This window comes from Kitasatospora sp. NPDC090308, from assembly GCF_044769485.1.
Classification (GTDB): domain Bacteria; phylum Actinomycetota; class Actinomycetes; order Streptomycetales; family Streptomycetaceae; genus Kitasatospora; species Kitasatospora fiedleri.
In genome coordinates, this window is sequence record NZ_JBIVXY010000021.1 from 26,026 (window position 1) to 38,504 (window position 12,479).

A 12,479-nucleotide genomic window follows, 5' to 3' on the forward strand; every position below is an offset into this window, starting at 1 on the left:
GGTTCCTCGACGGCTCCCTCCCGCAGCTCCCTCCCGCCCTGCTGCGAGCATGGTTCCCGTCGACCACGGGACCGGAGTGCCGGAACGCCGGAGTGCCGGATACCGGAATGTCGAGATAGCGAGATACCGAGATGTCGAGCCGTGAACCAGGGGGACCGCGTGGAGCTACGGCAGTTGCGCTGCTTCGTCGCCGTCGCGGAGGAGTTGCACTTCGGGCGGGCCGCCGAGCGGCTGCTGCTCGGCCAGCCCGCCGTGAGCCAGCAGGTGCGGAGGCTGGAGCGGGAGTTGAAGGTCGAGCTGTTCGACCGCTCGCCGCGCCACGTGCGCCTGACCCCGGCGGGCGAGCGCTTCCTGCCCGCGGCCCGGAACGTGCTGGCGGCCGAGGACGCGGCCCGGGCCCTCGCCGCCGACCTGGCCGCACCCACCGTGCTCCGGCTCGGCACCGTCACCGGACTCGGGGAGCGGCTCGACGACATCCTGGACGCCTACCGCCACCAGGCCCCGACCGTGCACGTCGAACTGCACTCCGCCCCCGTCCGGGAACGGCTGGCCCGCCTCGCGGACGGCCGGCTGGACGCCGCCTTCGTCCGCGGCGCCGTCCCGGAGCGGGACCCGGACCTGCGCTACCTCCCGCTCTGGCAGGACGAGTTGGTGATCGCCCTGCCCGCCGGGCACCCCCTCGCCGACCGGCCCGAGATCGACCTCGCCGACCTCGCCGACCTGCCCCTGCTGCTGACCGAGCGCCGCAACCACCCCACCCTGGTCGACCTGGTGACGGACGCCTGCGCCCGGGCCGGGTTCCGGCCGCTGCTCGGCCCGGCGCACAGCACCCTGCAGAACACCCTCGCCGCGATCGGCACCGGCGCCCCGCTGTGGACGGTGGTGTACGCCGCCAACGCCCTGATGACCAACACCCGTCGGATCGCCTTCCGCCCCTGCCGCACCCCGCTGGCCCTGCCGGTGTCCCTCGCCGTCCGGCGCTCCGCCCCGCCGCCCCGGCTGCTCCTGACCGCCTGCCGCCGACCGTCCGCACCTGCCACGTCCGCACCTGCCACGTCCGCACCCGCTCCCACCAGTGACGATCAGGGTTCGTGATCGCTGCGAGAGCGAACCGGGTCTGGGTGCGGACGGGCCGATCCGGTGGACTGGTGTCGGCCGGAAGGACCGGCCCGCAGGACGGACCACAGGAGCCGAAGATGCCGATCGTCACCATTCAGCAGGGCCCGCGCCAGGTCGAGCAGAAGCGCGAACTGGTCGAGCGGATCACCGCGGCCTTCGTGGAGACCCTGGAGTGCCAGGCCGAGAGCGTGCTGGTGTGGATCCAGGAGTACCCGGCCGAGAACTGGGGCAAGGCCGGCAAGCTCACCGCCGACCAGTAGCCCCCGCCCCGGGCGGGCGCCGGACCCCACCGCCCTCGCCCGCCCGGGATGCCCGGGACGCCCGGGACGCCCGCCCCAGGGGCGGCACCTGCCCGCCTCACTCCCCCGGCGGCCGCACCCAGGGTGCCCGCCGCCGGCCCGGCTCCTGGTGTGCGCGCCAGTACCGGAAGACCACCCCGGCGACGACCTCGCACCGCCGGGCGGCGACCGCCCGGGCCGCCCCGGCCGCCCCGGCCTCCCGCCGCGATGTACGTTTCATCGCGCCGGGGCGGACCGCCGCCCTCAAGTGGGAGCGCTCCCAAGACTCTTGACGATGCCCTGTCCGGTCTGGCTTCATATGGCAAGCCCGCGAGGGCGATAGGTGGGAGCGCTCCCGATCTTCCCCCACCACGAACGTCTCGGACCACCCCACCCCCACCGGACGTCCCCACCCGCGTCCAGAGAGGAACGAGACCCATGCGCCTCCAGCTGCACCGGCGCCTGTCGCGCCGCCTGGCGGGCTGCGCCGCAGCCCTGGCCGCCGCGCTCGTCGCCACGCTCTCCGCCCCGGCGGCCCCCACGGCCCACGCCGCCACGACCACCCCGACGACCACCGTCACGACCACCGCCGCAGCCGCCGCCGGGGCCGGCTACTGGCACACCAGCGGCCGGCAGATCCTGGACGAGGCCGGGAACCCGGTGCGGATCGCGGGCATCAACTGGTTCGGCTTCGAAACCGGCAACTACGTGGTCCACGGCCTGTGGAGCCGCGACTACAAGTCGATGATCGACCAGATGAAGTCGCTCGGCTACAACACCATCCGACTGCCGTACAGCGACGACATCTTCAAGGGCACCACCCCGGCCAGCATCAACACCGCGAGCGGGATGAACGCCGACCTGGTCGGCCTCAACTCGCTCGGCGTGATGGACAAGCTGGTCGCCTACGCGGGCAACGTCGGCATGAAGGTCATCCTGGACCGCCACCGCCCGGACTCCGGCGGCCAGTCGGCGCTCTGGTACACCTCCGCGGTGCCGGAGTCGACCTGGCTGGCGAACCTCAAGTCGATCGCCGCCCGGTACGCGAACAACTCCGCCGTGATCGGCATCGACCTGCACAACGAGCCGCACGACCCGGCCTGTTGGGGCTGCGGCGACCTCGCCACCGACTGGCGGCTGGCCGCCCAGCGCGGCGGCGAGGCGGTGCTGTCGGCCAACCCGAAGCTGCTGGTCTTCGTCGAGGGCGTGCAGAGCTTCAACGGCAGCTCGTACTGGTGGGGCGGCAACCTCCAGGGCGCGGGGCAGTACCCGGTCCAACTGAGCGTCCCCAACCGGGTGGTGTACTCAGCGCACGACTACGCGACCAGCGTGGCGCAGCAGACCTGGTTCTCCGACCCGAGCTTCCCGTCGAACATGCCGGGCGTCTGGGACAAGAACTGGGGCTACCTGTTCAACCAGAACATCGCCCCGGTGTGGGTCGGCGAGTTCGGCACCACGCTCCAGTCCACCGTCGACCAGGCGTGGTTGAAGGCGCTGGTGCAGTACCTGCGTCCGACCGCGACGTCCGGCGCGGACTCCTTCCAGTGGACGTTCTGGTCGTGGAACCCCAACTCCGGTGACACCGGCGGCATCCTGAACGACGACTGGACGACGGTCAACACGGTCAAGGACGGCTACCTGGCCTCGGTCAAGGCCCCGGGCTTCGGCTCCTCCACCGGCGGCAATCCGGGCGGCGACACCCAGGCCCCGTCCGTCCCGGGCGGGTTGACGGTCACCGGCACCACCGCGAGCAGCGTGTCGCTGTCCTGGACGGCGTCCACCGACAACACCGCGGTCACCGGCTACGACGTGTACCGCAACGGCGCGAAGGTCGCCTCGACGGCCTCGACCTCCTACACGGACAGCGGGTTGAGCGCGGCGACGGCGTACGGCTACACCGTTCGGGCGAAGGACGCGGCGGGCAACGTCTCGGCGGCCTCGGCCGCGGTGACGGCGACCACCGCGACCGGCGGCGGCGGGACGAACGCCGGGTGCGCGGCGGCGATCAGCCTGAACGACTGGGGCAGCGGCCTGACCGCGACGGTCACCGTCACCAACACCGGCAGCGTGTCCGTCAAGGGCTGGCAGGTCTCCTGGACGTGGCCCACCAGCCTCCAGATCAGCAGCAGTTGGAGCGCGAACGTGACCCGCAGCGGGCAGACCGTCACCGCGACGAACCTGTCCTACAACGGGGCGCTGGCCCCGGCGGCCTCCACCTCCTTCGGCGTCCAGGCGACCCGGACCGACGCGTCGGCCGCGGCGACCGCGACGGCGGTGTGCACCGCCACCTCCTGATCCGCCGACTTGCTCACCCGCTCCGCTCAACGCGCGTTCACCGTCGGCCGGTTCGTCCGGTCGGCGGTGAACGCGCCGGTGTGCGCCCGGGTCAGGGTCCGGGTCCGGGTCGGGGTCAGGGTCCGGGTCCGGGTCCGGGCAGCTGCCGAACGGGCCTACCCGGCAGGGTGGTTCAGCCCTCGCGCCAGGCCTCCAGGAACCCGGAGCCGTCGAAGCTCCCGGTGGACGGGAGTCCGCGTCCGAGCGCGGCGGCGAGATCGGCGATCGCGGTGTACTCGGTCCGCCAGCCGTGCGCGTCCAGCCAGTCGGCGGTACCGGCTCCGAGACCCCCGCGCCACAGGGCGGTCATCTCGCCGAGGGCGCCCTCGGCGGCGACCCGGGAGACGTCGCGGCCCTGCTCGGTCAGCAGCCGGCTGCCGGGGGCCGACAACTCGCCCACGGTGGTGAGGAGTCGGGCGGCCTGGTCGGCCTCCAGGTAGACCAGCAGCCCCTCGGCCAGCCAGCTGGTGGGCCGCCCGGGGTCGAACCCGGCCGCCAGCAGCCGGTTCGCCCAGGCGGGATCGGCCAGGTCGGCGGGCAGCGCGGTGCGGGCGCAGCTCGCCTCGGCCCCCTGCTCGTCGAGGACCTCCTGCTTGAAGTCGAGGACGGCCGGCAGGTCGATCTCGAACAGCCGGGTACCGGGCGGCCAGGCCAGCCGGTAGGCCCGGGTGTCGAGCCCGGCCGCCAGCACCACCACCTGACCGCCGTCGGCGGCAGCGGCGAGCAGCCGGTCGTCGTAGAAGCGGGTGCGCATGATCCCCCGGGCCACCAGCCACCGGGCGAGCGGCCCGGCCGGTGCGGCGGTGGGCATCGGGGTCCCGGAGGCCGCGATGAACGCCAGCGCGTACGGGTCGGTGAACAGCGGCTCCGGTCGGCTGCTCTCGTAGGCGCGGACCCGGGCCACCGCGAGCGCGGTGCGCGAGACGGGGCTCAACTGGGCGGCGCGGGACGTGCCTGGGTCGGAGCCCGCAGGCTCGTTCGTCGTCATGCCCGTAAACTACATCGCCGCAGATGCATCTGTGAAGATGGATCTCTCGGAACGCATCCGCCCAGACGCATCTTCGCGGACACATCCCTGCCGATACATCCCCGCCAATACATCCGGGCAGATGCATCGGCGGGGATGCAGTGGCGCGGTAGCCTGTCCGCCATGGACGGCGTACGGCTTCTGCGACTGGGCAAGCGGCTCACCGAACTGGGCCGGGCGATGGTCACCGACCACGCCTCGGCGACGCTCACCCCGGGCGAGATCGCAGTGATCTCCGACGTGTACCAGCACCCCGGCAGCTCGGTGCAGGACATCCGGGTCCGCACCGGCTTCGCCCAGAGCCACGTCTCCACCTCGGTCGCCCGCCTGCGCGAACGCGGCCTGCTGGACGCCGCCCCCGACCCCGCCGACGGACGCCGCACCCTGCTGTCCGTCTCCACCCTCGCCCGCGGCTACGTCCGCGCCCGGGCCACCCGCCCCGCCGAACCGCTCCTCGCCAAGGCACTCGCCGACCCCGCCCAGGCCCGGCGGGCCGCCGAACTGCTCGACGAACTCGCCGCCCTGCTGCTCCCCGGCCCGCCCGTACCCGCCCCGCCCGACGCGGCAGGGCCGCCGCCCGCCGATCAGGGCTAACGGCAGGCGTCCGGACGGGCGGCGCCCGCCCCCGTCGGTGAGCATGGAACGGACCGATGCCCATCGGGGTCCGAGCCCAGCCCACGGAGGCCGTGAATGATCCAGATCGCCGACATCCGGGAGTGGCGCAACCACGACGTGGTCGACCAGGACGGCAAGAAGATCGGCAGCCTGGAGAACGTCTACGTCGACACCGCCACCGACGCACCCTCCTTCGCCACCGTGACGGTCGGCCTCCCGGGCCGGCACCGGCTGGTGTTCGTCCCGATCACGGACGCGGTGGCGGGCCCCGACTACCTGCGGGTGCCGTTCGGCCGCGGCGACGTGAAGAACGCGCCGTCCATCGGCACGGACGACGTGCTCACCGCCGAACAGGAGCCCGAGGTCTTCGCGCACTACCACCTCGACTACGCCACCGGCGCGGGCGGCGAACGACGCCTCGCCCGCCGCTGAACCGCGAACCGCGGACCCCGGCGGGCGACAGCACGACGACAGGCTCGGCGTCAGGCCCGGCGTACCGGGCCGACGCGTCAGGCCGACAGCAGCCCGGCCAGCCCGCCGTCCCAGTCGATCCGCTCGGACTCCTTGCCCAGCGGCACCGACTCGGTGGTGGCGGTGAGGAACGCGGCCAGCTCGGCACGGTCGACGGTGAGCACCACCGAGTCGCCCGCACGACCGAGCACCAGGCGGAGCAGCCCGCCGTCGATCGGCGTGAAGCGGATGTCGCCCTCTCCGACCGGCCCGCACAGCGAGGCCAGCAGCATCTCCCGGGACAGCACCCAGCTGGCCCCGGCGGCCCGCTCCCCGAAGTCGAGACGCACCGCGTACGGGTCGTCGGGCCGGTAGCGCCAGTCGGTGTCGAGGGCGACGGTGGAGCCGTCGGGGATGAGCAGGTGCAGGGTGATCTGCTCGGTCACAGGACCCATGGCGGTGCTCCCTTCCGTTTCTCGCAGACGGGCGGACAGTCGAGCGGGGTGGGCGAGCGAGTGCGACGCCTCTCGCAGCCACAAGTGGGCATCACGGGCGCGAGTCCCTATCGCGCACGCACCGACCCATCGCAATCGTTAGTGCTTGTTGCAATCGCAACAGCCTCTCGCAGTGCCGATGCTTGAGCACGACAGTAAGAGGCTCTAACAGTCATGAGCGCCCATCGCGATCACGACTACCCATTGCGGCGCGAACTCCCGCCCCCAACAGAGCGGTACGCACCAGCCAGGCACCCGACAGGCGCCCGGCAGCCCGGCAGACACCGGGCACTCAGGCCGCCATGTGCTGCCGGTGGCCTTCGACATGGGCCTTGAAGGCGGCGAGTTCGTCTATGACCCGGCGGTCGGTGAAGCCGAGGCCCTCGACCAGGTGGTCCCACAGCCCGTGGGGTTCGGTGTCGAGCTGGAGCATCAGCCGGGTGGCCTGGTCGGCGGCGCGGTGGAAGGTGACCACGCCGGAGTGTCCGGGCAGGTCGGGGCCGCCGCTCCAGGCGATCCGGTCGGGCGGCAGCACCTCGGTCGCGGTGGCACCGCGCCCGGCCCCGCCGCGCATGCACTCCGGCAGCGGCGAGTAGTCGGTCCACTCGCGGTAGACGTCGCCGATCGGCGCGTCGATCTCGATGGATTCCTCGATCCGGCCCATGGATGTTCCCTCCTCCGCCGGGGTGCGGCCGCCGGGTGCGGTCCGCGTCCGAGGGCCGCTTGCCCCACCCGTCGCCACCTATGCGCGTTCGGTAGCCATTTCGGTGTGCAATGCTCTGAAGCCACCCCGGAATCACCCCCGGCGTACCCTTCACCGAACCTTCACACATGCGGTAGGCATGGTCGGCGATCGGCCGGGTACCCGGGGACGGACCGGCCGGAGACGAGGAAAGGACTGGCATCCCCGTGCCCACTGATGAACTTCTCCTGACTGCCCCTGTAGAGGCCCCCTCCGACCACCCCGGGACCGACGATCACCCCGGATCGTTCGCCCCGGCCTCCATGCCCACCCCCGTCCGTCTCTCCGGGCTCGACCCGGCGCTGCTCGCCGACCCGGCGAACACCAGCCCGGCCGACGCCCGCGAGCTGACCAGGGTGCTGCTGCGCCGGCTGGCCCGCCTGGAGGAGGGCACCCGGGAGTTCAGCTACGTCCGGAACACCCTGATCGAATTGAACCTGACCCTGGTCCGGTTCGCGATCCGGCGTTTCGGCCACAGCAAGGAGCCCTACGACGACCTGATGCAGGTCGGCTCGGTCGGCCTGATCAAGGCGATCGACCGGTTCGACCCCGAGCTGGGCGTCGAGTTCACCACGTACGCGGTCCCCACCATCGTCGGTGAGATACGCCGCCACTTCCGGGACACCACCTGGTCCGTGCACGTGCCGCGCCGGCTCCAGGAGCTGCGCCTGGACCTGGCGAAGGCGCAGGACGCGCTGGCCCAGACCCTGGACCGGGAACCGACCGTCGCCGACCTCGCCGAGTACCTCTCGATCTCCGAGGAAGAGGTCATCGAGGGCCTGGCCGCCGCGAACGCGCACACCGCCGGATCGCTCGACCTGACCTCCCCGGGCGAGGGCGACGGGCAGCAGCCCGCCGAGCGCCTCGGCCAGGTGGACGGCCGGTTCGCGCTGGTGGAGAACCTCGTCGCGCTGAAGCCGCTGATCGCCCAACTCCCCGAGCGGGACCGGCAGATCCTGGCCATGCGCTTCAGCGAGGACCTCACCCAGTCGCAGATCGGCGCCCGCCTCGGGCTGTCCCAGATGCACGTGTCCCGCCTGCTGTCCCGCACCCTGGCCCGGCTCCGCACCGGCCTGGACGCGACCAACTGACAGGCACGTCAACTCTCGTTGTTGCGGCGGCCCCCGCCGTCCGCACCGACCACACCGGGCACCCCGTCTCGACCGACACGCCCGACAGTGCGTAAGGTCGAGGCAGATCGGTCGAGAGGGAACAGGACGAGGATGCCAGCCGAGAACATGCCCGTGGCCCCCCTGGCGGTCGATGTGTGGCGTACGCCCTCCAGAGCAGCCGTGTGCGTGCTCTCAGGCGACCTGGACATCGAAACCCTGACCCCCGCTCGGGAGGCGCTCGACCTACTGGTCGCCGAGCGCCCCCCGGCGCTGGTCGTCGACCTGGGGCGGGTCGATTTCTGTGACTCGTCCGGATTGAACCTGCTGCTCCAGACCCGGATGGCGGCCGCCGACAGGGGGCTGTCCTTCCACCTGGCAGCACTCTCCGGATCGGTCCGACACCTGCTCGAACTAACCGGCGCGAAGGCGGTGTTCACTATCCATGAAAGCGTGGACGCCGCCCTCGCGGCAGACAGCTGACCGGCCCCTCCCGGGCCACCGGCCACCTGCTGTATCCGTACCGTCGGTCGCACCGGGCATAATCCGGGCGCGGCCGGGAAACCGACCCGTGAGAGCAAGCTGTGAGAGCGCCGTCGAGAACGAAGGGAACCCGCACGTGACACCGAGCCGGGGCACCCTGGACGGCGACCGTCCGGACGCGGGGGCGGCGCTGCCCCCCGGCGGGCAGCGCCGACGCCTGCGACTGGCGGGCGTTCCGCGCCCGGTGGCCCGGGCCCGGGGGTTCACCGCTGAGGCACTGGGCGACTGGTCGTGGTCCACGCCGCCCGACCCGGACCTCGCCGAGGACGTCGTCCTGCTGGTCGCCGAACTGGTCGGCAACGCGATGCTGCACGCCGGCGGCCCGCTGGAGCTGGTCCTCCACGCGACGCCCGACCGGCTGCGGATCGAGGTCAGCGACGCGTCCGAGGTCCTGCCCGAGCTGCGCACCCCGCACCGTCCCGGCCTGCCCGGCGGACACGGGCTGTACATCGTGCAGCGCACCGCCGACCGCTGGGGCGCGGACCGGCACGCCCAGGGCAAGTCCATCTGGGCGGAGATCGACGCCACCCGGCTGCTCGCTTAGCCCCACCCCGGGCCCACCCGCCCGGGTCCGCACCACCCGCACCTCGTGCAGCGCGCGTCCAGTCGTGACGCCGCGCAGAACGGAGGCGGTCCCCGTTCGTTCCGGGGACCGCCTCCGTTCTGCGTCTGTGCGTCTCCGCGCCGGTGCGCCGGCGCGTCTCTGGGTCCGAGCGTCCGGGCGGGGGGGGGGGGGCGCCCCCGGGGGGGGGGGGGGGGGGGGGGGGGGGGGGGGGGGGGGGGGTGTGGGGGGGGGGGGGGGGGGGGGGGGGGGGGGGGGGGGGGGGGGGGGGGGGGGGGCGGGGGGGGGGGGGGGGGGGGGGGGGGGGGGGGGGGGGCGGGGGGGGCACCGGGCGGGGGCCGGGGGGGGCGCGCGGGGGCGCCCCCGCCCGGGCCCCTGCCGTGCGATCGGGTCGGACCGGCGGTGGGCCGGACCGGCCTTACGGGGCGGTCGGGACCGTGGTCTGGCCGCTGGTGATCTGCTGGGTGGCGGCGTCGATCTTGGCCTTGATGTCGTCGATGTAGCCACCGGTGGTGGCCAGCGACACGCCGCCCGCCTTCAGGTCGAAGTTCTGCACGCCGCCCTGGGTGCTGTTGTCCTTCGCCGACTTGACGTAGGTGAAGACGGCCTTGTCCACGTTCTTCACCATCGAGGTGAGGATGTGGTCCTTGTACTTGTCCAGGGCGGGCTGCTTGGCCTGGTCGGAGTCGACGCCGATGGCCCACTTGCCGGCGGCGGAGACGGCCTCGATCGCGCCGGTGCCGGAGGAGCCGGCCGCCGAGTAGATGACGTCCGCGCCCTTGTCGAGCTGGCCCTGGGCGGCCTGCTTGCCCTTGCCCGGGTCGGCGAAGCCGGTGAAGTCCGGCGGGGTGGTCAGGTAGGTCACGTCGACCTGGATGTTCGGGTCGACGGACTTGGCGCCCGCGGTGTAGCCGGCCTCGAACTTCTTGATCAGCTCGGACTGCACGCCGCCGATGAAGCCGACGTGCTTGGCCTTCGACTTGTTGGCGGCGGCCACGCCCGCCAGGAAGGAGCCCTGCTCCTCGGAGAAGGTCAGCGAGGTGACGTTCTTCGGCTGGTCGGCCGAGGAGGAGTCGATGATCGCGAACTTCACGTTCGGGTTCTCGGCGGCGACCTTGTTCACCGCGTCCTGGTAGACGAAGCCCACCGCGATGATCGGGTTGAAGCCGCCGGTGACCAGGGACTTCAGGCGCTGCTCCTTGTCGCCCTCCGACTCGCCCGACTTGGCCTCGGCCTCGGTGATGGTGGCGCCCAGGTCGGTCTTGGCCTGGTCCAGGCCGCGCGCGGCGGAGTCGTTGAAGGACTGGTCGCCGCGGCCGCCGATGTCGTAGGCCATGCCGACCTTGAAGCTGGAGCTGCCCGCACCGGCCGAGGAGGAGGTGGAGTTGTTGTCGGTGCTCTTTGCGCCGCAGGCGGCGAGCGAGGCGATGCCCAGGGAACCCGAGAGCACTGCCGCGGCGAGCTTGAGTGAACGGCGCAAGGGAGTTTCTCCTTCTCACACACCCGGTTGGCGTGGTCGTGCGCCACCGTAACGCGCGTAGAACACGGTTGTGTTACGGCCTGCGGGGGCGTCCGGGTTGTTATCAAAATGTGGTCGTACGCCCAGGCAAATCCGGACATAGCCGCACACATGGCCAACCCTGCGTTCCTTACCGGCTGGTATCGGTCCACCACGCTACGCCCCCTGCCCGGGGGCCGAGAAGGCGCCTCGCCGCCACGCCCCCGCCCGGGAGCCGGGAAGGCGCCGCGCCGGAACCGCGGGGAGCCCGGGGCGGCGGCCCCGGGCTCCCCGCGCTCGCGCCCGGTCAGGTCCGGGCGTGCTCCAGCGCCAGCGCGGCGAACAGCTCGACGCCGATCCCGATCGCCCGCTCGTCCGCGTCGAAGTCGCCCTGGTGGAGGTCCCGGGCGCCCTTCTCGTGCGGGCCGCGGACGCCGAGCCGGGCCAGCGCGCCCGGGGCGTGCTCCAGGTACCAGGAGAAGTCCTCGCCGCCCAGGCTCTGCTCGGTGGGTTCGACCACCGGGCCGCGCCCCTCGGCGAACCGGGCGTTCATCGCCGCCTCCAGCTGGTCGATCGAGGCGGCCTCGTTGACCACCGGCGGCACGCCCCGGTGGTAGTCGAGGGACCACTTGGCGCGGTGGGTCTCGGCCAGGTGCGCGACCAGCTCCTCCAGCACCTCCGGCGCCTCCCGCCAGCCGGCCAGCTCCAGGCAGCGGACGGTGCCCTCCAGCTCGGCGTGCTGCGGGATCACGTTCGGCGCGGAGCCGGCCGCGATCCGCCCCCACACCAGCGAGACCCCCCAGCGCGGGTCCATCCGGCGGGAGAGCCCGGCGGGCAGCTCGGCGGCCAGCTTGGCCACCGCGGTGACCAGGTCGGTGGTCAGGTGCGGGCGGGCGGTGTGCCCGCCCGGGCCGTCCAGCGAGATCCGCACCTTGTCGCAGGCCGAGGTGATCGCCCCGGCCTTCAGCCCGATCCGGCCGACCGCCACCTTGGGGTCGCAGTGCACGGCGAAGATCCGGCCGACCCCCTCCATCCCGCCGGCCGCGATCACGTCCAGCGCGCCGCCGGGCATCATCTCCTCGGCGGGCTGGAAGATCAGCCGCACCGGGCGGGACAGCTCCCCCGCGGCCAGCGCCTGGGCCAGCACCAGGCCGGTGCCGAGCACCACCGCGGTGTGCACGTCGTGGCCGCAGGCGTGCGCCCGGCCGGGGAGCGTGGAGCGGTACGGCACGTCCTGCTTGGCGTCGTCGATCGGCAGCGCGTCGATGTCGGCCCGGAACGCGAGCAGCGGGGTGCCCGGCGCGGTGCCCGGCGGGACGAGGTCCACCAGCAGCCCGGTGCCGCCGGGCAGCACCCGCGGCTCCAGCCCGGCGGCGACCAGCCGCTCGCGCAGCAGCCGGGTGGTGCGGAACTCCTGGCGGCCGAGCTCGGGGTGCCGGTGGAGGTCACGGCGCAGCTCGATCAACTCGGCCCGGTACGACGCCACCCGGGCGCGCAGGTCGGCGGGCGGACGGGCGGCGGTGACGGTGGCGGCGGCTGCCGGCTGGGGAGCGTTCACCTTGTCAAGGGTAGGCCGGTCGTGCGGTTTTGGCCCGGGTTCCGGAGAACTGATCACCGGATGGGTGCATGGCGGCTGCCGGGATGGGTAAGACACTTCGTTTCGGCCCGCCCTTCGTTCCGGCCCCCCTGGCCCTGTGCAACGAACCGC

The 12,479-nt window shown here is 73.0% G+C and carries 13 protein-coding genes; 8 read left to right on the plus strand and 5 right to left on the minus strand.

Translation table 11 applies throughout. The features are described from left to right. The first annotated feature begins 159 nt into the window (after positions 1–159). From ACIQVD_RS31470 to ACIQVD_RS31480, 3 genes are all read left to right on the plus strand, one after another. Positions 160–1,095, plus strand: a complete 936-nt coding sequence (locus ACIQVD_RS31470) for a LysR substrate-binding domain-containing protein (protein ID WP_402292446.1) — start codon at positions 160–162, stop codon at positions 1,093–1,095. A gap of 101 nt (positions 1,096–1,196) precedes the next feature. Further along, a complete protein-coding gene (gene dmpI, locus ACIQVD_RS31475; protein ID WP_402292447.1) occupies positions 1,197–1,379 on the plus strand; it encodes a 4-oxalocrotonate tautomerase DmpI in 183 nt (60 codons plus the stop codon). 456 nt (positions 1,380–1,835) lie between these two features. After that, complete coding sequence (locus tag ACIQVD_RS31480; RefSeq protein ID WP_402292448.1) at positions 1,836–3,692, plus strand: cellulase family glycosylhydrolase; 1,857 nt, start codon at positions 1,836–1,838, stop codon at positions 3,690–3,692. A gap of 172 nt (positions 3,693–3,864) precedes the next feature. Here the strand turns inward: ACIQVD_RS31480 and ACIQVD_RS31485 are convergent, their stop codons facing one another. Then, on the minus strand, positions 3,865–4,719 hold the full coding sequence (locus ACIQVD_RS31485) for an SAM-dependent methyltransferase (protein ID WP_402292449.1): 855 nt from the start codon (positions 4,717–4,719) through the stop codon (positions 3,865–3,867). A gap of 162 nt (positions 4,720–4,881) precedes the next feature. On the opposite strand from ACIQVD_RS31485, the gene ACIQVD_RS31490 reads away from it, so the two are divergent. Both ACIQVD_RS31490 and ACIQVD_RS31495 read left to right on the plus strand, forming a co-directional pair. Beyond that, positions 4,882–5,352, plus strand: a complete 471-nt coding sequence (locus tag ACIQVD_RS31490) for a MarR family transcriptional regulator (RefSeq protein WP_402292450.1) — start codon at positions 4,882–4,884, stop codon at positions 5,350–5,352. Between the two features lie 96 nt (positions 5,353–5,448). Then, complete coding sequence (locus ACIQVD_RS31495; protein ID WP_400684264.1) at positions 5,449–5,805, plus strand: PRC-barrel domain-containing protein; 357 nt, start codon at positions 5,449–5,451, stop codon at positions 5,803–5,805. A 77-nt stretch (positions 5,806–5,882) separates the two neighbouring features. Here the strand turns inward: ACIQVD_RS31495 and ACIQVD_RS31500 are convergent, their stop codons facing one another. Both ACIQVD_RS31500 and ACIQVD_RS31505 read right to left on the minus strand, forming a co-directional pair. After that, positions 5,883–6,278 carry an SsgA family sporulation/cell division regulator gene (locus ACIQVD_RS31500; protein ID WP_159073251.1) on the minus strand — a complete coding sequence of 132 codons (396 nt, stop codon included), beginning with the start codon at positions 6,276–6,278 and terminating at the stop codon, positions 5,883–5,885. A 331-nt stretch (positions 6,279–6,609) separates the two neighbouring features. Further along, positions 6,610–6,981: a hypothetical protein gene (locus ACIQVD_RS31505; protein ID WP_100839158.1), complete on the minus strand. Its 372-nt coding sequence runs from the start codon at positions 6,979–6,981 to the stop codon at positions 6,610–6,612. Positions 6,982–7,322: 341 nt separating this feature from the next. Between ACIQVD_RS31505 and ACIQVD_RS31510 the strand changes: the two genes are divergently transcribed. From ACIQVD_RS31510 to ACIQVD_RS31520, 3 genes are all read left to right on the plus strand, one after another. Next, on the plus strand, positions 7,323–8,150 hold the full coding sequence (locus ACIQVD_RS31510) for an RNA polymerase sigma factor SigF (RefSeq protein ID WP_400684260.1): 828 nt from the start codon (positions 7,323–7,325) through the stop codon (positions 8,148–8,150). A gap of 132 nt (positions 8,151–8,282) precedes the next feature. Further along, positions 8,283–8,651 (plus strand): STAS domain-containing protein, encoded by a 369-nt coding sequence (locus ACIQVD_RS31515; protein ID WP_100839160.1) that lies wholly within the window; start codon positions 8,283–8,285, stop codon positions 8,649–8,651. 136 nt (positions 8,652–8,787) lie between these two features. Beyond that, the gene (locus ACIQVD_RS31520; protein WP_400684256.1) at positions 8,788–9,255 is read left to right on the plus strand and encodes an ATP-binding protein; all 468 of its coding nucleotides are present in this window, start codon (positions 8,788–8,790) and stop codon (positions 9,253–9,255) included. Between the two features lie 436 nt (positions 9,256–9,691). On the opposite strand, the gene ACIQVD_RS31525 is transcribed toward ACIQVD_RS31520, so the two are convergent. Next, complete coding sequence (locus ACIQVD_RS31525; RefSeq protein ID WP_100837928.1) at positions 9,692–10,753, minus strand: BMP family ABC transporter substrate-binding protein; 1,062 nt, start codon at positions 10,751–10,753, stop codon at positions 9,692–9,694. 325 nt (positions 10,754–11,078) lie between these two features. Further along, entirely contained in the window at positions 11,079–12,329 is a 1,251-nt protein-coding gene (locus ACIQVD_RS31530) for an amidohydrolase (RefSeq protein ID WP_402292451.1), read from the minus strand. Positions 12,330–12,479: the final 150 nt, after the last annotated feature.